The sequence below is a fragment of the Akkermansia muciniphila ATCC BAA-835 genome, from assembly GCF_000020225.1.
GTDB lineage: Bacteria > Verrucomicrobiota > Verrucomicrobiia > Verrucomicrobiales > Akkermansiaceae > Akkermansia > Akkermansia muciniphila.
The window spans coordinates 574,275-596,723 of record NC_010655.1 but is presented as its reverse complement, the minus strand read 5'-3'; the positions used below and the strand labels follow the sequence as shown (position 1 = coordinate 596,723).

The 22,449-nt window shown below is 54.1% G+C and carries 20 protein-coding genes; 11 read left to right on the top strand and 9 right to left on the bottom strand.

What is annotated here, in order from left to right:
• Positions 1-52: 52 nt before the first annotated feature.
• The 3 genes from atpD to AMUC_RS02765 are packed head-to-tail and all read left to right on the top strand — an operon-like array spanning position 53 to position 2,477.
• A complete protein-coding gene (atpD, locus tag AMUC_RS02775; RefSeq protein WP_031930301.1) occupies positions 53-1,471 on the top strand; it encodes a F0F1 ATP synthase subunit beta in 1,419 nt (472 codons plus the stop codon).
• Between the two features lie 23 nt (positions 1,472-1,494).
• On the top strand, positions 1,495-1,917 hold the full coding sequence (gene atpC, locus AMUC_RS02770; protein ID WP_012419558.1) for an ATP synthase F1 subunit epsilon: 423 nt from the start codon (positions 1,495-1,497) through the stop codon (positions 1,915-1,917).
• Positions 1,914-2,477 carry a DUF5069 domain-containing protein gene (locus AMUC_RS02765; RefSeq protein WP_012419557.1) on the top strand — a complete coding sequence of 188 codons (564 nt, stop codon included), beginning with the start codon at positions 1,914-1,916 and terminating at the stop codon, positions 2,475-2,477. Before atpC ends, AMUC_RS02765 begins: the two co-directional genes overlap by 4 nt.
• 82 nt (positions 2,478-2,559) lie before the next feature.
• Here AMUC_RS02765 and AMUC_RS11790 read toward each other — a convergent pair whose 3' ends face one another.
• Positions 2,560-3,258, bottom strand: coding sequence for a SprT-like domain-containing protein (locus tag AMUC_RS11790; RefSeq protein ID WP_051729282.1), 699 nt, complete (start codon positions 3,256-3,258; stop codon positions 2,560-2,562).
• On the opposite strand from AMUC_RS11790, the gene AMUC_RS02755 reads away from it, so the two are divergent.
• The 7 genes from AMUC_RS02755 to AMUC_RS02725 all read left to right on the top strand — a co-directional run bounded on the left by AMUC_RS02755 (position 3,249) and on the right by AMUC_RS02725 (position 9,690).
• On the top strand, positions 3,249-4,370 hold the full coding sequence (locus AMUC_RS02755; protein WP_012419555.1) for an acyltransferase family protein: 1,122 nt from the start codon (positions 3,249-3,251) through the stop codon (positions 4,368-4,370). The two genes, AMUC_RS11790 and AMUC_RS02755, sit on opposite strands and share 10 nt — an antisense overlap.
• A gap of 121 nt (positions 4,371-4,491) precedes the next feature.
• Positions 4,492-5,631 (top strand): dTDP-4-amino-4,6-dideoxygalactose transaminase, encoded by a 1,140-nt coding sequence (gene rffA / locus AMUC_RS02750; protein ID WP_012419554.1) that lies wholly within the window; start codon positions 4,492-4,494, stop codon positions 5,629-5,631.
• Positions 5,628-6,128, top strand: a complete 501-nt coding sequence (locus AMUC_RS02745) for a GNAT family N-acetyltransferase (protein WP_012419553.1) — start codon at positions 5,628-5,630, stop codon at positions 6,126-6,128. Before rffA ends, AMUC_RS02745 begins: the two co-directional genes overlap by 4 nt.
• Complete coding sequence (locus AMUC_RS02740) at positions 6,125-7,063, top strand: glycosyltransferase family 2 protein (RefSeq protein ID WP_012419552.1); 939 nt, start codon at positions 6,125-6,127, stop codon at positions 7,061-7,063. Before AMUC_RS02745 ends, AMUC_RS02740 begins: the two co-directional genes overlap by 4 nt.
• 26 nt (positions 7,064-7,089) lie before the next feature.
• Positions 7,090-7,428: a hypothetical protein gene (locus tag AMUC_RS02735; RefSeq protein WP_012419551.1), complete on the top strand. Its 339-nt coding sequence runs from the start codon at positions 7,090-7,092 to the stop codon at positions 7,426-7,428.
• Complete coding sequence (locus tag AMUC_RS02730; protein ID WP_012419550.1) at positions 7,421-7,765, top strand: DMT family transporter; 345 nt, start codon at positions 7,421-7,423, stop codon at positions 7,763-7,765. Before AMUC_RS02735 ends, AMUC_RS02730 begins: the two co-directional genes overlap by 8 nt.
• 128 nt (positions 7,766-7,893) lie before the next feature.
• Entirely contained in the window at positions 7,894-9,690 is a 1,797-nt protein-coding gene (locus AMUC_RS02725; protein ID WP_012419549.1) for a hypothetical protein, read from the top strand.
• Between the two features lie 67 nt (positions 9,691-9,757).
• Here the strand turns inward: AMUC_RS02725 and AMUC_RS02720 are convergent, their stop codons facing one another.
• The 5 genes from AMUC_RS02720 to AMUC_RS02700 form a co-directional block, all read right to left on the bottom strand.
• The gene (locus tag AMUC_RS02720; RefSeq protein WP_042447611.1) at positions 9,758-10,831 is read right to left on the bottom strand and encodes a hypothetical protein; all 1,074 of its coding nucleotides are present in this window, start codon (positions 10,829-10,831) and stop codon (positions 9,758-9,760) included.
• 87 nt (positions 10,832-10,918) lie between these two features.
• Positions 10,919-11,494, bottom strand: coding sequence for a YdeI/OmpD-associated family protein (locus tag AMUC_RS02715; protein WP_012419547.1), 576 nt, complete (start codon positions 11,492-11,494; stop codon positions 10,919-10,921).
• A gap of 413 nt (positions 11,495-11,907) precedes the next feature.
• Positions 11,908-13,257: an adenosylmethionine--8-amino-7-oxononanoate transaminase gene (bioA, locus tag AMUC_RS02710; protein WP_012419546.1), complete on the bottom strand. Its 1,350-nt coding sequence runs from the start codon at positions 13,255-13,257 to the stop codon at positions 11,908-11,910.
• Positions 13,258-13,285: 28 nt separating this feature from the next.
• Positions 13,286-14,251 carry a biotin synthase BioB gene (bioB, locus tag AMUC_RS02705; RefSeq protein WP_012419545.1) on the bottom strand — a complete coding sequence of 322 codons (966 nt, stop codon included), beginning with the start codon at positions 14,249-14,251 and terminating at the stop codon, positions 13,286-13,288.
• A gap of 84 nt (positions 14,252-14,335) precedes the next feature.
• Positions 14,336-15,838 carry an arylsulfatase gene (locus AMUC_RS02700; protein ID WP_012419544.1) on the bottom strand — a complete coding sequence of 501 codons (1,503 nt, stop codon included), beginning with the start codon at positions 15,836-15,838 and terminating at the stop codon, positions 14,336-14,338.
• An 824-nt stretch (positions 15,839-16,662) separates the two neighbouring features.
• Between AMUC_RS02700 and AMUC_RS02690 the strand changes: the two genes are divergently transcribed.
• Positions 16,663-18,921, top strand: coding sequence for a YfhO family protein (locus AMUC_RS02690; RefSeq protein ID WP_012419543.1), 2,259 nt, complete (start codon positions 16,663-16,665; stop codon positions 18,919-18,921).
• A 41-nt stretch (positions 18,922-18,962) separates the two neighbouring features.
• Here AMUC_RS02690 and AMUC_RS02685 read toward each other — a convergent pair whose 3' ends face one another.
• The 3 genes from AMUC_RS02685 to sufC are packed head-to-tail and all read right to left on the bottom strand — an operon-like array spanning position 18,963 to position 22,446.
• Positions 18,963-20,216: a SufB/SufD family protein gene (locus AMUC_RS02685; RefSeq protein ID WP_012419542.1), complete on the bottom strand. Its 1,254-nt coding sequence runs from the start codon at positions 20,214-20,216 to the stop codon at positions 18,963-18,965.
• An 11-nt stretch (positions 20,217-20,227) separates the two neighbouring features.
• Positions 20,228-21,664 (bottom strand): Fe-S cluster assembly protein SufB, encoded by a 1,437-nt coding sequence (sufB, locus tag AMUC_RS02680; RefSeq protein ID WP_012419541.1) that lies wholly within the window; start codon positions 21,662-21,664, stop codon positions 20,228-20,230.
• Between the two features lie 23 nt (positions 21,665-21,687).
• Positions 21,688-22,446 (bottom strand): Fe-S cluster assembly ATPase SufC, encoded by a 759-nt coding sequence (gene sufC / locus AMUC_RS02675; protein WP_012419540.1) that lies wholly within the window; start codon positions 22,444-22,446, stop codon positions 21,688-21,690.
• Between the last annotated feature and the right edge of the window lie 3 nt (positions 22,447-22,449).

Below are 22,449 nucleotides of genomic sequence, written 5' to 3'. Positions count from 1 at the left end.
TTTCAAACAGAACATTCTTTCCTCTCCATTTCAACACCAAGTTTTTCCCATGATGAATAACACAGGCATTCTCGTTCAGATCATCGGCGCTGTGGTCGATGCGGACTTCTCCCAGGCAGAAACGCTCCCCGCCCTGCTCAATGCGCTGGAAGTGGACTATGAAGTTGACGGCAAGCGCAAGACCCTGGTTCTGGAAGTCCAGCAGCACATCGGAGACGGCTGGGTCCGCGCCGTGGCCATGAGTTCTACGGACGGTCTGCGGCGGGGGATGCCGGTGCGCGACACGGGGCGCCCTATTGAAGTTCCTGTGGGACAGTGCGTGCTGGGACGTATTTTCAATGTGCTGGGGGAAGCTGTGGACGAGCGCGGCGGACTCTCCTGCGCCGGTATGAAGAGCATCCACCGCGGCGCTCCGCCGTTGGACGAACAATCCACCAGCACGGAAGTGCTGGAAACGGGCATCAAGGTAATTGACCTTATCTGCCCCTTCCTGAAAGGCGGCAAAATCGGTGCCTTTGGGGGTGCGGGGGTAGGCAAGACCGTGCTCATCATGGAGTTGATCAACAACATTGCCAAGGCGCGCAGCGGCCTCTCCGTTTTTGCCGGGGTGGGGGAACGCACCCGTGAGGGGAACGACCTGTACAATGAGATGATAGAATCCGGAGTCATCAACCTGGAGAAACCGGAAGAATCCAAGGTGGCGCTGGTGTACGGACAGATGAATGAACCCCCCGGCGCCCGTCTGCGCGTAGCCCTGTCCGCCCTGACGATGGCGGAATACTTCCGTGACGAGGAGCATAAGGACGTGCTGCTGTTCATTGACAATATTTTCCGTTTCTCCCAGGCGGGGTCGGAAGTGTCCGCCCTGCTGGGCCGCACGCCGTCCGCCGTGGGTTACCAGCCGAACCTGGCGGAGGAAATGGCGGATCTTCAGGAACGCATCACCTCCACCAAGCACGGCTCCATCACCTCCATGCAGGCCGTGTATGTTCCTGCGGACGACTTGACGGACCCGGCCCCGGCCACAACCTTCGCCCACCTGGACTCCACGGTGGTGCTGGAACGCTCTCTGGCGGCCCAGGGGCTCTTCCCGGCGGTGGAACCGCTGTCTTCCACTTCCAAGGCCCTGGCCCCGGAAATTGTGGGGAATGAGCATTATGAAGTGGCGCGTGGCGTGCAGATGGTGCTGCAGCGCTACAAGGACCTTCAGGATATGATTGCCATTCTGGGCATGGACGAACTTTCGGAAGAAGACAAGCTCATCGTGAGCCGCGCCCGCAAGATTCAGCGCTTCCTGACCCAGCCGTTCCATGTGGCGGAAGTCTTTTCCAGCATTCCCGGTGCCTATGTTCCCGTGGCGGAAACCGTCCGGGGCTTCAAGGAAATCCTGGAAGGCAAGCTGGACATGGTTCCGGAGGACGCCTTCTTCATGCGCGGCGGCATTGATGACGTCCTCAAGGAAGCCAAATAACCCTTTTCCCGCCGTCCCGAACCATGAGCATGGAGTTCAAAGTCATTACCCCGGATGAAGTGGCGGTTGCCGCTACTGTAGAATACGTTTATCTGCCCGGCAGTCTCGGGGAGATGGGCGTGCTGGAACACCATACGGCCCTGATTACCTCCCTGGAACCAGGGGAACTCCGCTACAAGCCCATGGACGGCCCGGAGGAAAGCATGGTGGTGGGCACCGGCTTTGTGCAGGTCAATGACGACCATGTTCTCATGGTAACCGACCTCGCGCTTAATTCCTCCCAGATTGATGAAGGCAGCGTGGAACGGGCCATTCAGGAAGCGCAGGAGGTGCTCAAGACGCGTTCGGAAATGTCCCGCGAGGAACAGGCCCGCTTTGAAGCCAATCTGACCAAGCAGATCATGATGCTTAACTTCAAGCGCAAACATAAATCGCCGGGCCGATGATGGAAGAAGATTGGAACGATACGTTTTACGACCTTTTCCGCGAAGCGGTGGGGCGCTACCATGAAGGCCACAGGAATGTGGACGGTTTCTTTACGGACCAGGAAATTATCTTTCTGTCTTCCATCGGCTGCCGCACTCGGGAATTGTTTGATTTTGTAGAAACCTATGCCCGTACGGGAGAACCTTCCCCCACCACGGTTCTGCTGATGGCTGCGGCGCGCCGGGACTTCTTCCTGACCGTCCAGCACGGGCAGTTTTACCAGGGGAAACCTGTGATCGGGTATGATTTGCCGGGGTTCGGCGACGAACTCTGCGGTCTCCCCTACCTTCCGCGCCTGATTGCCAAGGCGCGGGCCAAGCTCGTCGGTTCCATGGGGGATGACATCATTTACTGCTGTGAGAATGACCGCCGTTTCTTCCGGGATCACGGAAATATTCATCCCGCCGACTTCCTGCGGGTGGTCTGGGCAGCCGGAGACAGCGACCCGAAGGTGTACGATTACGTACGCCAGCGCACCTTGAGTGTTTCCTCTGCTGTTCCGGATAATGAGCAGACGTAAAAAATGGAAATGCCCGGAATGGGATGATCGTTGATGCTGGAGAATAGCCGGAAACGGCTCGTTTTTTCAGCTTTTGTGGAGATTATTCTTCATAAGGCGCCAGTTCCAGCTGGCCCAGCGTATCGGGGCGGCCTTTCAGGGCCATGCGCTTGAGGTATTTGGCGAAAGAGGGGCGGCGGTGGTATTTGCCGACGATTTCTCCCGTCGTTTTCAGACGCAGGAGATATTTGTACGTGGTGACGCGGATGGCGTCCGGTTTGGCGGAGGCACACGGGACAGCCCCTATTTCTCTGCAAATTTGTTTCCATCGCGGTCCGTGGGTGCGTTCTCCGTGGCGGGTCCACGCCAGGGCGTGGGCGATCTCATGCAGAATCGTGTCACGGATTTCATGAGGGGTCTCCAGGTTGGCGCGGACGAAGTGAATGGAAATCGTAATGCTTTTTTCCAGCAGACGGCACACTCCCAGCCTTCTTTTGGCCCGGTCCCAGCCGAATTGCCAGTCTGCCAGACCAAGTTCATCCATTTTCATGCGAGCGTAAGTTTCAATATTCCGGAAGCTGTCGCGTTCGCCGGATTGGTCGTTCCCCATGGTCATGTTGCAGGGGCAGCATAGCATGAAATGCGGGGCAGGGAATATGGAGAAAGGCATCATGACGGAGTTGCCGTGAAGGACAGGTTTTTCCGGAAACAGCCGTTTTTCTTTGCGGAGCCTTAGAAAAAGAAAGTCTTTGGAAAGGTTGGCGGACGTGGTGCCGTAGTTGGAATGTTGCCATGAGTTCACTTTCCGATACCAGGCCGCAGAGAATTGCGGCCATTGACGCCCTGCGGGGATTTGACATGTTTTTCCTGACCGGGGGCCTGGCTCTGGTTGTGGCCGGCATCAATCTTTTTTACGACCGGAGCCCCGAGTGGCTGGTGAAGCACAGCACGCACGTGGCTTGGGAGGGATTCGCCGCCTGGGATCTGGTGATGCCCCTCTTTTTGTTCATTGTGGGAACGGCCATGCCGTTTTCCTTTTCCAAACGCATCGGTTCGGAACCTCTGTGGAAGATTTACCTGAAGGTTGCCAGGCGGGTAGTGGTGCTTTTTTTGCTGGGCATGGTGGTGCAGGGCAATCTGCTGAGTTTTGAACCGTCCAGGATGTCCCTGTACTGCAATACGCTCCAGGCCATCGCCTCCGGCTACCTGATTGCGGCCATTTGCCTTCTTCATCTGTCCATCCGGTGGCAGGTAGCGGCAACGGGGGGGCTGCTGGCTGTGTACTGGCTGGTCATGAAGTTTGTTTCCTTTTCTGACCCCGCGGTGGGTTCCTGTGCGGCAGGAATGCTTGAACCGGGGAGGAATCTGGCCCTGCTGCTGGATAAATACCTGATGGGAAACTGGCAGGATGGAACGAATTATGCGTGGATTCTGGCGCAGTTCGGTTTTGGCGCCATGACCATGCTCGGTCTGCTGGGCGGCCAGATTCTGAAGCGGGTGCAGGGGCACGGGAAAAAGCTGGCGTGGCTGTTATGTGCGGGCGCGGGCTGCCTGGCGCTGGGATATGCCTGGAGCCTGGATTTTCCGATGATCAAGCGTTTGTTCACCAGTTCCATGGTATTGTGGGCGGCGGGATGGTGCTATTTTCTGCTGTTCCTGTTCTATCTGCTGACGGATGTGCTGAAATTGAACTGGTTGACATTCTTTTTCTCCGTAATAGGGAGCAATGCCATTTTCGTGTACATGTGGGTATCTCTGTGCCCCCCTACGGGCAATTTCTCCCGGGTATTGTTTGCCGGGTTTAGCGAGTGCTTCGGGGATGCGGACAGGTTTGTCTTTTACCTGTGCAATTACGCCCTGATTTGGGGCGTGTTGTATTACATGTACAAAAACCGGACCTTCATCAAGGTCTAGGCTTGTTTTCAGCCCTTCGTTCATAGTAGGGTCTCCCCGTGCGGAAGGCGGGGAACGCCTTCCGCACGGGATCGGCATGCCCGCGCCGGGCGTCCGTCATGGGCCGGTCTTTTCTGAAGCCATGGAGATTCCTTTCAACCAACCTCACCAGCACGGTCCCGAATTGGATTATATCCGGGACGCCATCCAGCGCGCCCATTTATGCGGAGACGGCTATTACACGAAAAAATGCCATGAACTGCTTGCGGAACGCACCGGCGCCGGAAAGGTTCTGCTGGTTCATTCCGGAACCGCCGCGCTGGAGATGGCGGCCCTGTTGATCGACTGCCGCCCGGGCGACGAGATTATCATGCCTTCCTATACGTTCGTCTCCACGGCGAACGCGTTTGTGCTGCGCGGCGGCGTTCCTGTATTCGTGGATATCAGGCCGGATACGCAGAATATTGACGAGACGCTGATAGAAGCGGCCATCACGGACCGCACCCGCGCCATTTGCGTGGTTCATTACGCGGGCGTGGCTTGTGAAATGGATGCAATCATGGAAATTGCCGAGAGGCATCGCCTGTATGTGATTGAAGACGCTGCCCAGGGCGTCGGCTCCTGCTACAGAGGGCGTCGGCTCGGCTCCATCGGCCATTTGGGCTGTTACAGTTTCCACGAGACCAAGAATGTCATTTCCGGAGAGGGAGGAGCCCTGCTGGTGAATGACCCCTCCCTGATGGAACGCGCGGAGATTATCCGGGAAAAAGGGACCAACCGTGCCAGGTTTTTCCGCGGGCAGGTGGACAAATACACCTGGGTGGACGTAGGTTCCTCCTATCTGCCCGGAGAGATGATCGCCGCTTATTTGTATGCCCAGCTGGAACACGGGCAGGAGATCAACGGGGAAAGGCTGAAGTGGTGGGATATGTACCACCGCGCGCTGGCTCCATTGGAAGAACAGGGGGTGTTGCGGCGTCCGTGCATTCCGGAGCATTGCACGCATAACGCCCACATGTATTACGTGTTGCTCCGTTCCATGGAGGAGCGCACGCGCTTGATCAACAAGCTGGCGGAGCACGGGATTAAAGCGGTGTTCCACTACATTCCCCTCCATTCCTCCCCTGCCGGGATGAGATTCGGGCGTTCTGCCGGGGCCATGCCTCATACGGACCGTACCAGCGATACGTTGCTGAGGCTTCCTTTGTATTACGATTTGGGGGAAGAAGGTTGCCGGGAGGTGTTGCGGGCCGGCTTCGGGCTGGAGGGAGTTGAATCATGATGAAAATTTGCCTGGTCAACGTGTCTGATGTGGATGAGGCCATGCGCAGCCGCCTGCGCGTGTGGCGCAATTCCGAAAAGATCACCCCGTTTTTTTTGTTGGACCAGGTAACGGAGGAGCAGCATCGGGCGTGGCTGGAAAGGAACGTCCGCGGGGAGGATGCCCGCGCCTGCGTGATTTATGCGGACCAGGTTCCGCTGGGTCTGGTTTACCTGCCCTGGTTTGACCGGAATACGCGTTGCGGAGAGATAGGCATTTATCTTTACGACAGGGCATTCAGGGAACTGCGCCCGGCTTCCGCCGCATATGCCGGGATGATGGAGCTGGCCGCAGGGGAGCTGGGTCTGGAACGGTTATATGCCCGGATTCTGGAGGACAATGCGGCTTCCGTGCGTTTTCATGAGCGCATGGGTTTTGCCCGTGTTCCGGAAAAGGACGAGGTGTGCGAGAAAAGCGGGGAAAGGAAGCGCGTTCTCATGTATGTAAAAGCGTTATGACTGATCCACAGGTTCAATTGTCCATTGTGGCTACCGTGTATTGTACGGGCGGTTATCTGGCGGAGTTCTGTTCCCGCAGTTTCGCCGCTGCGCTTGAGGCGGGTTATGACCCCTCCTGCACGGAGGTGGTGCTGGTGAATGACGGCTGCCCAAGGGACGGTCTGGAACAGGCGTTGAAGGAGCGGGAGAAGGACGGCCGGGTGCGCGTGGTGGACTTATCCCGCAACTTCGGCCATCATCTGGCCATGTACGTGGCCTGCGAAGAAGCCCGGGGAGAGCGCGTATTCTTGATTGACAGTGATTTGGAGGAATCTCCCGAGTGGCTGGTTAATTTTTCCCGTGAGATGGATTCTACCGGGGCGGATGTGGTGTACGGGGTGCAGGAGAAGAGGAAGGGCGGCTTGTTTGAAGCCGTTTCCGGAGAATTGTTCTACACATTGTTTAATTTGCTTTCCGATCAGCAGATTACCAGGAATATGGTTACGGCGCGGCTGATGAGCGCGCGTTTTCTGCGGGAGATGCTGAAATTCCAGGACCGGGAGCCTTTTTTCTTTGGGCTGTGCGTTTCCGCCGGTTTCCGGCAGGTGCCGTGCAGGGTGAAGAAAGCATCCTCTTCTCCAACGACCTACACTTTCCGCAAAAAAATGGCGCTGGCGGTGAATTCCGTGGTTTCCTACAGCGCCAGGCCGTTGGTGTATATTTCATACTTTGGCCTGGCGGTCACCCTAGTAGCCATGCTGTATGTCGCCTGGGTGGTTGTGCGCCAGCTTCTGTATAATGTAGCCCCTCCCGGCTGGGCCTCTTCCGTGGCCTCCATCTGGCTGGTCGGAGGCTTGATTCTGATGAGCCTGGGCGTTATCGGCATTTACATTTCCAAGATTTATAAGGAAACCAAGCACAGGCCCGCCGTGGTGGTAGCGCGCCGGTATGAGTGAATTGTTCCCGTCTCTTTTTTTCTTTCATGATCAACTATCTGATTCTGCACCTGCTGTTTATCGTTTACGCGCTGAATACCGTGCTGGGGCGCATGGCTGCCCCCTACGGCTGGACGGACTGGCGCCGGTTTGCCCTGCTGGCCGGCGTGCTGTTCCTGTTGGGCATTTATGCGGCGGGATGGCAGGTCATGCTGAAAAAATTCAACCTGGGTGTGGCTTATGCCAACCGTTCCGCCGTTGTCATCTGGGGTATCCTGCTGGCATGGCTTTGCCTGGGGGAGGCTCTTTCCTGGACGCTGGCGGCGGGAGCGGCGCTGGTCATCGGGGGTATTATTTTGGTTTCCACGGAGGAGGCGCATGAGTGAGGAATTTTATATTGGGCTGAACCTGTTTTCCGTTTTTCTTGCTTCCTGCACACAGGTGGTTTTGAAAAAGTCCGCCATGAATGACCGGCTGACCGGCCTTGCCTATTTCGTGAATCCGGCCACGATGGCGGCATATTCCGTTTTTTTGGGCTGCTGCCTGCTGACGTTTTACTGCCTGTCCCACCTGCCGATGATTACGGTGAATATGCTGGAATGCTCCGCATATGTATATATCCTTTTGTTTGACCGGATTTTTTTCGGAAAACCGATCACCATGCGCAAAGTGGGCGGCAACGCGATGATTATCGCGGGCATTATCGTCTGCCTGAACCGTTAAGGAAGAGGTTGCAGCCTTTTAGCCCCTCCGGTTTGTTCATCCGGATCGGCTCTTGACTTTCATTTTCCCCGTTCCTAGTATGCGTCCCCGGACAGGGAAAACAGTCTGTAAAGTCAGGAAATTTGCTTATGTTGAAACAGATTTGGAGATGGGTATCGCTTTTTCCTCTGCTCCATCCCGTATGGTTCAACCTGTTGCTTCTGGTTCTGGCCTGGAGCCTTGTGGGCGTGGCGTACCAGTCCAATGACGATCTGGTGATTGCGTCCGTGCTTGACGGATGGGGGGATCCCTCTTATGCGGATGCCCATGTCATTTTCGTCAATCCCCTGTTGACCGGGCTTCTGTTGAAAGCTGCGCCTGTCCTTGGCGGGGTGTCCGTCTGGCCTGTGTTTCTGGCGCTTGCCACGTTGTCCAGCGGCGCGGCCATTTTCACGATGCTGACGGCGCATGCCCGCAAGGCGCGCAGATATGATTTCAATACGCTGGTTCTGCTGCTGGTGTGGCTTCTGATCATGCCGGGCTTTTACGCCGCTCTGCAATTCAGCCATGCCGCCTTTCTGACGGGATTTACAGGTGTGCTGGCGTGTTTGAAGTACGGCTCTTCCTGGAGGGGGTGGTGCGCGGGAGTATTCCTGTGCGTGCTGGGCAGCATGGTCCGGCTGGATGCCGCCCTGGTGTGCGATGCTTTCTGGGGGGCCATCCTGCTGGCAGGCAGCCTGGAAGGGCTCAGGCCGTCCAGGGAAAAGCTGTTTGCCCTCAGTCGTCTCTGGCTGGCTCTGGCCTGTGTGCTCATTGCGTCCTTCAGCCTGAATGAATATAATAAATACGCCCACCGGAATGTGCTGGAGGGATGTGACGTGGCGGCATGGAACCAGGCCCGCGCCCTTCTCTCGGACACGTGTCCCATCAGGCAGGAGAGCGCCTACCAGTGTGAAAAGTACGGCGTGTTCTCCAACGATATCAGGATGGTCCGGATGTTTACCAATTGCGATATGGATGTATTCAATACGGATTATCTGGAAAGGCTTCTGTTGGCGCGGGACGGAGGTGAATTCTGGCCCAGGGCGTGGGCCCGTGGAGAGAAAGCCTTGCATCTGTTTTCATGGGATTCCGTTATGGATCTTCTCCCCTGCTGGATTTTGTTCGGTCTGGCATGCCGCGTTTCTTTCCGGCGCGGGGATTCTCCGGCCCTGGTGTGCTGCGTAGGCTCCCTGCTGGTGCTGATTCTGCTGTATATGGCCAGCATAGACCGCCTGTATTTCCGCGTAGTTTATCCAACGTTCCTGATTGCAGGGCTGTGTCTGCTGTGGTCGGATAAATATCGTCCCATCCGCATCACCTGGACGGGGAAGGGAGCTCTTGCGGGCGGCGTGCCCATGTTCTGCGCGTTCTCCGTTTCTTTGTCCCAGGCGTGCGCCGCCGTGTGGGAGGCTAATCTGGAATCTTTTTCCCCGGATGCCGGGCGCCTGTTATGCGAGCGGGTGGACCGGGAGCCCGATTCCCTGTTTTGCGTCCAGATGTCCGGCGGCACTATTGACGATCTGGCCCCGGGGCAGTCTGTTTTCCGCAAGGCCTGGAGCTGTTCCCGGAAGAACGTTGTCACGCTGGGCGGCTGGAATTTTCCGTTGAAACCCGTACAGCGGAAACTGAAGGAGATGGGGTGGGAGGGGCAGTCCTCCCTGAACCTGTGCAGGGATAATGTGTACATTGTCTGTCTCACTCCGCAAGGTGACGTTTCCGATATGGACAGCAAGTTCATGGGGATGCTCAGCCGCCATATCTGGGAGCAGCACGGCGTTCGCACAGCCTGGCATCTGGATGAGAATATCCAGGGCGTGCGCGTTTACCGCCTGCGCAAGACATGGTTCCAACCCGGGAGGAAGGAAGCTGCCTCCGTCAGGGAAATGCGGCTCTCCGCAATGTAAAATCCCCCGGTGCGCGTTACGCAACGGGGGATGAGAAAGGAGGGAGGCTGGGGCTTGGCGACGATTGTTAAAAGCGAGGACCGCCCGGCATGCGTTTGTTCATGCGCTCTTCGCGGAGTTTCGCCTGTTCCGCCGGGGTAAGAAGCAGGAATTCCAGGTCGCGGATGGCACGCTGCTTTTCAGAAGGGTCCTTGATGCCGGAAATCAGGCTTTTCATCTTTTCAAGTGCCGCTACCTGGTCGCCGAGTTCAAAGCAGGCCTTTTCCCGTTCCCACTGTCTTTTAACCAGGAAATCGGCTTTTTCTGCTTCCGCTGTTTTTTTATCGCTGGCGGAGTTGTTTTGCAGCAGAGTCGCTTCCAGGCCGATGCGTTTGTTCCAGAGTTTCCGGAAGTTTTCCACATCCTTTTTCTCCTTGTAGGGAGCCAGCAGTACGCGGTCGAAGATGGTATTGAGATCCATCAGGTTGTCCGGCAGGGTTTCCGAACGGTAGTCTCCAATGTTCAGGTAGGTGCGGATGACTTCGCTGGCTCCGCTTACCATGGGAAGCTGTTCGCCTACATCCTTGGCGTTGGCGGCCACTTCATCCAGCATGGACAGGACGCTGGAGGAAACGTTAAGGTCGCGTTCGTTTTTTTCCGCGTCCGCTTTTCTCAGGCAAAGCAGCATCCATTTGCACTGGATTTGAAGGGCTTTTTTAAAGCCGGGAGCTACGTTGTTTCCCGTATTCTGCTTGCGCCAGTTGGAAAAGGCGGTGCTGGGGCTGTCAGGCTTGCTGCTGTTGCCTCCCCTCCCTCCGGAACCCGGCATGCGCATCATGCGGAAGCCGCCCCCGCCTCCCCGGTTCAGCATGCGGGACATCATGCTGGTGGGGTTCAGAAACCGGTCCTTCATGGCATCCACGTAAAGTTTCATGGCGGCGTTTTCCGTGCTGATGGCCGCGGTAAGGGCGGCCACGGCCTTCTGGATACGGGAAGAGCTGGTGTTCAGGTAGCCGGCTTTGACTTCCTTAAGCCATTCGGAAGCTTCCTTTCTTGCGGAATCGGTAAGCATTTCCTGAGCCTGGCAGAAGCCGGATCCCAGGAGGAGAAGCACCAGCGCGGAAAGCGCCGGACGTTTGCGGAGCGGGGTGAGGCGTATCATGGTGGTATGAGATTGCAAGGTATCTTTACAAACCCCGGTCCTGAAGAAAAGTTGCATCTTTTGTCTTAAAAAACGTGGTTGCCGGAGCTAATAGTCTAATAATCGCCCATTATCATTCCATTCGCCGTACATTATTCCTTTTTTTGTATTCTCAAGCAACTTTTGTAATCTTCTTTGAAAAAGTTGTGGTTGTTTCTTTTTTATCTGTATAGTATCTATGCGTACCCTCTGATAAAGAGGTGGAAATTTAAGAAAATTTTCCCACACTTCGTTATCAGTTTGTAATGCTTTTAGAATTTCTTTATCTATGATAAAACCTGCTGATGACATATCGGGTAAAGCAGAACGTCCGGCTTCCGTCATTTTTCCTAATTTTTCCATCCTGCGGCAGCGTTCCTTATTTAGTTCAGACCATAAGCTAACTGTTCTGCGGGGAGCCAGTTTTTGTGCAGTGATACCATTATCGAGTTTTTTTGTTGTACTATCAATCCAGCCGAAACACATAGCTTCTTCTACTGCGTCAATATACCAAAATGTGTTATTCCCTTTTGGTTTACCACGTTTTACAACAACCCAGCATTCTTTTTCAGTCTTATGATTCTGTTCAAGCCATTGCCTTAACTCATCACGATTTTTAGCTTTCAACAAATTGACTGGTTCCATAAGCATTGCTCCTTTATTGTCAAATTCATTGCGGAAATATTGTATTTGCAGCTCCTGTTGATACCATGCTTCAAAATTCAAAAGTGCTTACAACGGGATCACCCGCATACATAACGCCGAGCACATGAGGAAAAAGCGGGCGAATGTGACGCGATAGGGGAGAAAAAAACTTGATTTATGCGGGCTTCCCGGGCGGGGAAATAAGACAATAAGGTTTTATACCTTTACCCCCCAAAAAAAAATGCCGTTCTATTGCGTAACATTTTGGTATCTGCACTCATAAAAAAACGGGGCGCGGTGGCTGTATTGTAGCTGCCGCATCCCGGCTTTTGTCAAATTATAATTGCACTATATTGGTGGTTCACAATCTTCTTCAAGAAAAAACAGTTCGTCTTGTTGTGCCGGATGAACATTTATCCCAGCACTTTGCGGATGCAGGAAGCGCAGATGGATACGGCTTCCTCCATTTCCTCCGGAGAAATGACGAGGGGGGGATTGAAATACAGGACGTCGCCCAGGGGGCGAAGCAGAAGTCCCTGTTTAAGGGCTTCCCTGTAAATCCGGTACCCCAGCCTCTGCTCGGACGGAAAGCTTTTTTTGGTTTCCCTGTTCTCCACCAGTTCAATGGCGTTCACCAGGCCCAGGCTGCGTATTTCCCCCACGTGGGGATGATCCCCCAGGGCCTCCACGATCATCTGGCGGAAAAGAGGGGCTTTTTCCTGCGCCCGGGGAATAATGTGTTCCTCGTCCAGGACCTTCAGCACGGCGAGAGCTGTGGAGCACCCCAGCGGATTGCCGGAATAGGTATGGCTGTGCATGAATGCTTTTCCTTCCCTGTAGTCCGCATAAAAGGCATCGTAAATTTTCTGCGTGGTGATGGTGATGGACATGGGCATATAGCCGCCCGTGAGCCCTTTGGAGACGCACATGATGTCCGGGGAAACGCCGGCCTGGTCGCAGGCGAACATGCTCCCCGTGCGGCCAAAACCGGTGGCGATTTCATCTGCAATGAGGTGCACGTTGTAGGCGTCGCACAGGGAACGCAGTTTCGCCAGATAAGCGGGAGGATACATCCGCATGCCTGCGGAGCCCTGGAGCAGGGGTTCCACCAGCAGGGCGGCGCATTCGTCCCCATGGCGCGCAAAGGCCTCCTGTGCCGCGTCAATGCATTCCGCCTGGCAGCAGCCGCGTTTGTTCCCCTTGGGGCAGCGGTAGCAATCCGGAGCGGGAATGCGCACGATGTCCAGCAGAAGAGGTTTGTAGAGTTCCGAATAAAGGTCCAGGCCTCCTGCGGAGAGGGCTCCCAGGGTTTCTCCGTGGTAGGCGTCGCTCAGGGACATGAAACGTACTTTCTGACGGTTTCCGGTCTGGTAGTGGTATTGGAAACTCATTTTCATGGCGGATTCGATGGATGCCGAACCGTTATCCGAGAAATTGAATTTGCAGAGCCCCCGCGGAATTTTCTTCATCAGTTCTTCACACAGAGTGATAGCCGGCCTGTGTGAGAAGTTGGCGAAGATGACATGCTCCAGGGAATCAAGCTGTTCCTTGATGGCACGGTTGATTTTGGGGTGGGAATGGCCCAGCAGGTTGCACCACCAGGAGCTGACCACATCCAGATAGCGTTTCCCGTCCACATCATACAGGTTGACGCCTTTTCCGTGGTCGACCACGATAGGAGGCAGCGTTTCGTAATCCTTCATCTGGGAACAGGGATGCCAGATGTATTCCAGATCTTTTTTTGACCAGTCGGAGTGATTCATGGCAAAGGGCGCGAAAATGGGACGGACCTTATTTCATGCGGACTTCATATCCCAGTTCCGCCAGCATGGCCAGGTCTTCCCGGATGGTGACGCCGGCGGTGGTAAGCATATCTCCGGAGATGGCGGCATTCGCTCCGGACATGAAGATTTTCCTGCCGTGGTCCTTCATGGTATTCCTGCCGGCGGCGATGCGGACGAAGCCGTCCGGCATGATGAACCGCACCAGGGCCACGATACGCAGCTGTTCTTCTTCTCCCAGGGGGGTCATGTCCGCGTACGGCGTTCCGGGGATGGGGGTCAGAAAGTTGACGGGCATGGATTTGATGCCCAGCGCCGCGATGTCCATGTACATGTCTATCCGGTCTTCCATAGTCTCTCCAAGCCCCATAATGCCGCCGCTGCAAACTTCCAGCCCGGCTTCCAGAGCCCATTTGATGGTTTGCAGTTTGTCGTCGTACGTATGGGTGGTGCAGACATTAGGGAAATTGCGGCGGGAAGTTTCCAGATTATTGTGGTAGCGTGAAACGCCTGCGGCTTTCAATTGCTCGCAGTGTTTCTTGGAAATAAGGCCGTGGGAGGCGCAGAGGGAGATGCCGCAATGTTCGGCGATGTGCCGGTAACTGGCGCAGAGCCGGTCCACGTCTTCATCCGTCAGCCTCTTGCCGGAGGTGACGATGGAGTAGCGCAGAATGCCACGTGCGTCATTGTACCTGGCCCCCGCCAGGAGGGCTTCATCACTTAAAAGGGGATATTCCTCCACTGCCGTGGAGTAATGGGCGGACTGGGCGCAGTATTTGCAGTTTTCCGAACATTTGCCGCTGCGGCCGTTGATGATGGTGCAGAGGTCGAAGACATTCCCGCAAAAATGTTCCCGGATGGCGTTGGCCGCCTGGCACAATTCTTCCAGCGGTTCCCGGCTGAGGGCTATCAATTCTTCTCTGGAGCAGGAACCGCCTCCGAGCACCCTGGAAAGGAGGGATGATGTCAAACTCATGCGTGAAAGACTAACCCCGGCTCCGTTCACGTCAAGGTCAGAATGGCGAAGGAGGCGGATCGTGGAACCTTCTTTCCCGTTCTCTTATTCGGCTACCTGTTCCGGGGCCTTGTAACGCAGGGCCTGGAAGCCGGGCGCGGGTTGATATTCCCTGTCCAGAATGGCGATGGCTCTGTTGATAAGGTCACGGTTTTCTGCGGCGATATTATTTTTCTCTGCGGGGTCTTTCACGATATCGTACACTTCCCAGTTGTCCGGTTTTTTACCGGGAAACAGGTTGCGGCGGATGACTTTCTTGGAGTCGAAACGCACGGCTACCTGGCCGCCGTAGCCTCCCCCTGCCCAGACCAGGGGCTTCCTGTCATGCAGAGCGGATTTTTTGCCCAGAAGGACAGGGGAGAGGTCCGTTCCCAGCGGAGAACCTGCATCCGCTCCTGTCAGAGCGCACAGTGTAGGCATCACGTCCGCATGGAAGGCCGGCTGGGTGATGGTTTTTCCCGGGGCTATTTTCCCAGGCCAGCGGATAATGCCGGGGACACGTATACCGCCTTCATAAAGCTGCCCTTTCAAACCTTTGAGATCGGCTACGGAGTTGAAGAACCGGTGGTCCACCCCCCCTGCATCATGCGTGGTGCCGTTGTCGCTGGTAAAAATGACGATGGTATTTTTGTCCAGGCCACAGGCTTTCAGCGTGTCCAGCAGGCGTCCTACGTTGTGGTCCATCTGGGAAATCATGCCTGCATAGGCGGCCCGGGGGCGGGGATGGGGCAGATAGCCCCGGTTGCCGCGGTAGGGGGATTTGTCCCATTCGCGGGGATAGCGGTCAATCCATTCCTGAAGAGGCTGCATGGCCACATGGGGTTCCAGCGGGGCGTAATACAGGAAAAACGGTTGTTTGCCATGGGCCTTTTCCTTCACAAATTCCAGCATTTTATCCGCAATAAGATCGGAACTGTGTTGTTCCGCGCGGTAGGTGTCCGCCAGAACTTCCCCTTTGGGCTGGGAACCGTGTCCGATAGTGGCGGCTGTCAGGGAAGTGTTGAGAACTTCCTTCTTTCCGTCATTCCAGAGGTATGGAGGATAGTAGGTGTGGCAGGCTTTCTGGTCCGTGTAGCCATAGAACCTGTCCACGCCGTGTTTGTCCGGCGCTCCGGTGGAACCGAAATCCCCAATACCCCATTTACCGAACACCGCTGTGGCGTAACCGGCTTTTTTCATGGCTTCCGGTAGAGTGTAGGTTTCCGTTCTGATGGGCCAGTCTCCTTTGAGGTCGCGCCAGTTTTCGCCCGCGTCCACGCGTTTCAAATCCTGTACGTCGCAGTTGCCCGTATGCTTGCCCGTCATCAGCACATTGCGGGAAGGGGAACAAACCGGAGCTCCGGAATAGAAATAAACCCATCGCTGTCCTTCGGAGGCCAGCTTGTCAATGTTCGGGGTTTTAATTTTTTTCTGGCCGTAGCAGCCCACTTCCGCCCAGCCAAGGTCATCCGCATTGATGAGAACCACATTGGGCCGTGCCGCTTCCGCCACGGACAGCATCAGCAGGGAAAAGGCGGTAGAGAGAGTGATATTGTAAAATGTGACCATACGGTAATAATAACGGAGAAACACTCTTCCTTGTTTCAAAAAATAGTTTCGTTTTCCTTACCGGATGCCGGATGAGATGCTCACAGGGTGAGCCTTTCGGATTCCTTTTATTTCGGATTATTTATTTATTCGCGCCGTTCCTGTTTGTCCGGTTCCTTTTTATTTATATTTTTATATGGAATGATGAATCATAAATATTTGTGGCAGCAATTTGCTTGTCGGACAGGTCATAAACCGGCTGCAAGGCTATTTCATATCATTCCGGCCAGATTTTTTGATGCTTTTCTTAAGATGCTTAACTGGGAATTCAGGATGAAAATAATTCTGGGTGAAGCATTTTTCAATGAAATAGTGCTTTCTTGAGAAGGTGGGCGGATTTACAATCCGGAGTCAAGCTGTAACTCTAAGAGAAAAGAACTTGCAACATCGTTTCTTTACGTATCAGGGCCTCTTACGTAGCACAGAAATTTGCCTGGGCCCACCCTGGTGACGGGAATACGGGAAATTGCTACGATATCCGGGCCTGAAGTAGAATTTTGGCAAACCCTCTTTTATAGAGTTCGTTGCATGTTGAAGCGGAGTCACGTTTCAATAACCGTATAAAGAGCGGCACTTTCCCTGAGAACAAGAGTTTTTTTCTTTTACTGTCCGTAACGGATTGTAAATCCGCTAGAAAAAGGCGTTCCGATTCATTGGTTTAATTTCAGGGCTGAAGGAGAACGATGGATGCCGGTTTTAACAATTCTGTGGAGAAATTCATTCGTTAATTTACAGGAATTTTCTTTGGGGATGCATGAGGAGCCAATGTCAGATTTTTATTATAAATGAATTGTAAAAAAAATAGAAAAATTCCCTTGTGGTGGGGGATAATAATTTGGGCAGTACTTGTACTGCTTTTTTTTGCTCCTGCCGTGTTTGGAGGAAAGGTTTTAGCCCCGGTGGATTGTGTGGAATGCCTGTTCAAACCATTCGCAACTCAGCCAATGGAGGAAGTCCATAACCAATATAACGTAGATGGGGCTTCTCAATATTTACCTTATAGCTGGGCGATGCAGCAGTCCTGGCAAAGTGATGGGTATATGGGATGGAACCCTTATACTCACAATGGGACTTCACTGCCGGAAAATACCATGTTAAGCCCGGGGGATTGGCATCATTGGTTATTTGGTTTTCTTCCTTTCTGGACGGCATGGGATGCGGGAATCTTGCTGCAGTTTTTTATCGCAGGGCTGGGGATGATCATTCTACTGAAATCCAGGGGAATTCCTATTCCGTACGTATTGCTGGGAGCTGTGAGTTTCAGTTTTTATTCCCAGTTTATTATGTGGATATATGACCGGTGGCTTGGTGGAATAATCTGGGCGCCGTTGATTGTCTGGTCCCTGTTGGAAGGGAGAAGGAAAAACAAATGGGTGCATCTTCCCTCTATTCTCTTTATTGTTCTCGGATTCAGAGGAGGCCATTTGCAAGCGTGTCTCTTTGTTTTTCTTTTGGTGCTGTGCGTGTTTCTTGCGGATTGGTGGAAACGGGCAGACCGCTGGTCCTGGAAAGTTTTTCTGAAATCATCATCTTTTTATTTGATCTCCGGATTTTTGGCGGCGTTGCTTTCCTTGGATGTTTTTGTGGACACCCTGCCGCGCATGGAAGGCTGTAAAAGCTTGCCGTTTGTCTGGGGGCTGGAAAATATTCCTTTTCTGGCCACATCTGTGATGCCGACGCTCTTCGGCATTCCTCAGACAATCAGTATTTCCAAAGTGATTGGCGCTGATTTATTCGATATCAAATTTGGTGGAGGAGTTGTTTTTGTGCTGGCTGTTCTGGCATTGTTTAACCGCCGGGCACCGTTGACCGCCAAGTTTTGTTTTCTTGTCAGTTTAATTGTTTCATGCACACCTCTTTCCACTTTCCTCTATTCACGTTCCACGGTTGTGATGGCTTTTGGAATGAGCTGGCTTGCCGGATGGCAGTTATTTGACCTTAGGCGGCATCCGGTTCTTCCTATCTGGCGCAGACTTGCATGGTGGGGAATTGGAATTTTGTGTATATGGCTTGCCGTATCGGTGGCAGTTCAGTGTTTCCATGAACCATTGCTGTTAAAATTGCATAGCTTTATTGACGGAAACATAACGACTTCTCAGCAAAAATACCGTCATTCCTGGTATTTGCTCAGAAGCGAGCGTCTCCTGGACCAGCTGATGATTTGGGATTGGCGCAATGCCTTATTGATTTTACTGGTCAGCGTAGGGGGCTGGGCCTGTTCCCGCCTGAATATATCCAGCCGTTATCCGAAGTGGTGGGCAGGACTTGTGGTATTATGTACCTTTGGGGAACAAATAGTGTTTTCTTCTTCATGGATTGCCTATTCCGACAAACCGGAAAGCGGCTATCTTTATAAAGAACCGGAATGGATGTCCGAGTTTCGCGGACATGTGGGGGATGGTGCCGTTGTTATCGTCAATCCTCATAATGACTTGGATTTTTTATGTACTAATCATTTATCCACATATGGAATAAGGCTGGCCTCAGGTTATGAAACGGTGCAGCCCAGATATCTGAGACCTTTGTCGGATGGACATTATTATCCGAAAGATTATGCCATGGCCGGCATTTCTCATTTGTTGTGTGATGCCAAAGCCGGAAGGCCGTCTTTTGACGGGTGGAATCTGGTTCAGGAAACGGAAGATTTCTTCTTGCTGGAAAATCCCTTGTACCGTGGACGCTATTTTGTCCGAACCCAGGGGGAAGAGAATCATTTTTCTCCTGTTGTTCCGGATTGGAGAACGAATAATAAGATCCATGTCACCGTGCCGCCAGGAACAAAGGAATTGTCTGTTCTTGAGAGCTATTCCAGGGGATGGAGCGCCCGCACCGGGAAGGGGGAAGAGCTTCCTTTATCCAGTACTGAGCGCTATTCTATTCTTGTTTCTGTTCCGGATTCGGAACAGCAGACGGAAATCCTCCTGCAGTACCATACGCCTTACCGTGAATGGTATTACAGCATGATGGGGGGAACTGCTCTGTTTCTGCTTGTGGCGGCTCTCTTGCAGCGGCGCGTTAATATCAGGACGGAAAAGGAGGGATAGGGGACCGTCTCTCCGTCTTTTTGGGTTTCATGAAATAGCGGTCAGGGCAGGATGATGCTTTCTACCGCGGTACGTATGGTTTCATCGCCGAATTGGTCCAAGACATGTTTCAGAAAGCCCTGGGCAATCATTCTGCGCGCCGTCTGTTCCGGAATGCCCCGTGAAAGCAGGTAGAAAATTTCTTCCGGGGAAATGGAGGAAGTGGCGGAACCGTGCGAACACTGCACTCTGTCCGCCAGGATTTCCAGGCCGGGAATGGAGTTGGCTTCCGCTCTGGGGCTGAGAATGAGATTGCGGTTGCTTTGATAGGCGCTGGTGTCATGCGCGCCTTCCGCCACCAGGATCATGCCGCTGAAAATGCTGCTGGCTTCATCGTCAAGCACATTGGCATAAAGCAGGTTGCTGGAGGCTCCGCGGTAAAGGTGCTTCTGGCAGGTCCTCTGGTCCAGCTCCTTGTTTTCCTTCAGATGGTTGGCGGAAAGCAGGCGGACTCCTGCGCCGTCTCCGTTCAGGATGCAGACCGTCTCCTGTCTGGCCCAGGCTGCGCCGGGATGGCTGACGAGATGTTCCATTTCCGCGGAATCATCCGCCATAATATGGGAAAGCTCCACGGCACGGGAACGGCTGTTAAGTTCCTGAACCAGCGCGTATTTGACAGATGACGCGGAGGAAAGGTGGTATTGCTGGAGCGCTCCGCAGAATTGGCGGCCATGGTCTGCGCTAAGGTGGCGTTCCAGAATGTGCAGGCGGCTTCCGGTTTCCGCAATGAGCAGCGTAGAGGGAAAAACGGCCACGTTATCTCCGGAAATGAAGTGGAGTATTTCCAGAGGGAGAGAGATTTCCCTGTCCGCCATAATAACCAGCCCGTTGTGCTGGAGAGCCATAGTCAATGCCGACAGTTTTTCGGAACCGAGCGTTTCCGTCTCTGTTTCCAAATATTTCCGGGCGGTGTCCGGGCATTGGAGCACAAAGTCTTCCATATCCATGACGGAAAGCCCTTCCGGAAGCTCTTCCGGAAGGGATACGGGGAGCCCGTTGGCGTAAACAATGCGGAGGGCCTCCGGCATGGAGGCATGTTCCCTGATGATGGGGGCCAAGGCTTCCGGCGCCACAGGAAGGGCTGCTTCAACATGTTCCAGGGATTCGTTGCCGGGGGTGCCGAAACGCCAGGATTCCATGCGGCGGGAAGGTTCCGGAAGCCGTTCCGCCTGTTCCAGGGCATGGCGGCGCCGGGCTTCAAACCATGCGGGAAGAAAGCCTGCGGAAAATTGTTCTTCGTTAAGCAAGTGGTTCATTATTTCCCTCCTTATCCGATGCTGTCTTCCATTTCCAGATCAATGAGCCTGCGCAGCTCCACAGAGTATTCCATGGGGAATTCCTGAACGAGGTCGTTAATGAATCCATTGACGGCCAGAGACATCGCCGCAGCTTTCGGGATGCCCCGCTGCTGCATGTAAAAAAGCATTTCTTCAGAGACCTGGGAGACGGATGCCTCATGCTGCACCGTGCCTCCATCCCCTTTTACCGTGATGGCAGGGTAGGTGTCCGTACGGCTGTTGGCTGCCAGAAGTAGGGCGTCGCATTCCGTGTTGTTCCTGCACCCCTTAAGCCCTTTGCCCATGATTACCTGGCCCCGGTAGCTGGCGCGCCCTTCGCCGATGCTGATGGATTTGGAAACGATGTTGGACGTAGTGTCGTCCGCCGCATGGATCATTTTGGCCCCCGTATCTTGATGCTGGCCCGTGTTTGCCAGAGCGATGGAGATGACTTCCCCCCGCGCGCGCCTGCCTTTGAGCACCACAGCCGGGTATTTCATGGTGAGGCCGGAACCAATGTTGCAGTCTATCCAGCGGATTTCCGCATCTTCCATGGCAAGACCGCGCTTGGTGACCATGTTGAAGACATTGGAGGACCAGTTTTGCACGGTGACGTACTGAATTTTCGCGCCCTTGAGCGCGACCAGTTCCACAACGGCGGAGTGGAGGGTGGAAGTTTCAAACTGGGGTGCCGTGCATCCTTCCATGTACATGAGTTCCGCACCTTCATCCGCAATGATGAGAGTTCGTTCGAACTGCCCGAAATTTTCCGAGTTGATTCGGAAATACGCCTGGAGAGGATGTTTGAGTTTAACCCCTTTGGGTACGTAAATGAAGGAACCTCCGGAAAATACTGCGCTGTTCAGAGCGGAAAATTTGTTGTCTCCCGTGGGAATGACTTTTCCAAACCAGGGGCGGAAGACATCTTCATGGTGTTTCAGGCCTTCCGTGGAGTTGACGAAGATGACGCCCTGGCTGCGGAGTTCCTCCTTCATGTTGGAGTAGGCGGATTCGGAGTCGTACTGGGCTTCCACGCCCGCCAGAAACTGGCGTTCCTGTTCCGGAACGCCCAGGCGTTCGAAGGTGCGCTTTACATCCTCCGGCACGTCGTCCCAGCTTCGTTTGGGCCGTTCTCCGTCGGAGAGGTAGTAGCGGATTTGGGAGAAGTCTATTTTTTTAATATCCGGAGAAGCCCAGTGGGTGGGCATGGGCTTGCTTTCAAAAACGGCAAGCGCGTTTTTGCGGAACTGGCGCACCCATTCCGGGTCGTCCTTGACGTCGCAGATGTAGTCAATAGTGGCCTCCGTCAGGCCGTATCCGGCATCAAATTTATGGCGTTCCGGGAAGGAGAAGTTTCCCTTGCTCCGGTCGAAGTCAAACAGGTTCTGTGTGTTCCCGTTCTCTGACATGTCAGGTGTATCGCTCATGATTGATTGCCGGATTGGCGGCGTTATGCCTTTTCCGCTGTTTCCGTTTCTTTCAGGAACTCGTATCCCCTGCTTTCCAGTTCGTCCACCAGTTCTCCGCCTCCGGTCCGGACAATCCGCCCGTCAGCCAGTACATGGACCACATCCGGCCTGATGTAGTCCAGCAGGCGTTTGTAGTGGGTGATGACCAGGAAGCTCCGGAAAGGGGAACGCATGGAGTTGACTCCTTCCGAGACAATGCGGAGGGCATCTATGTCCAGGCCGGAATCCGTTTCGTCCAGAATGGCATAGAGGGGATCCAGGAGAAGCATTTGCAGCACTTCATTGCGCTTTTTCTCTCCCCCGGAGAAACCTTCGTTAACGGCGCGTGACGTGAATTTGCGGGCCATGCCGAGCTGGTCCATTTTTGCATAGAGCGTTTTGTAGAAGGTGACCGCATCCAGTTCCTCCCCATGGGGCATGCGGGCCTGCATGGCCGCACGAAGGAAGTTGGCGTTGGAAACGCCGGGAACTTCCATGGGGTACTGGAATGCCAGGAAGAGTCCCGCCCTGCTGCGTTCGTCAATGCTCATGTCCAGCAGGTTCTGTCCGTCCAGCCAGGCTTCTCCCTCCGTTACCTCATAGTCCGGATGTCCGCAAAGAACTTTGGATAAAGTACTTTTCCCGGAGCCGTTGGGCCCCATGATTGCATGCACCTCTCCCTTGGGAATTTCCAGATTGATGCCTTTAAGTATTTCCGTGCCTTGCACGTTGGCGTGCAAATTTTTAATGACCAGACTCATGAT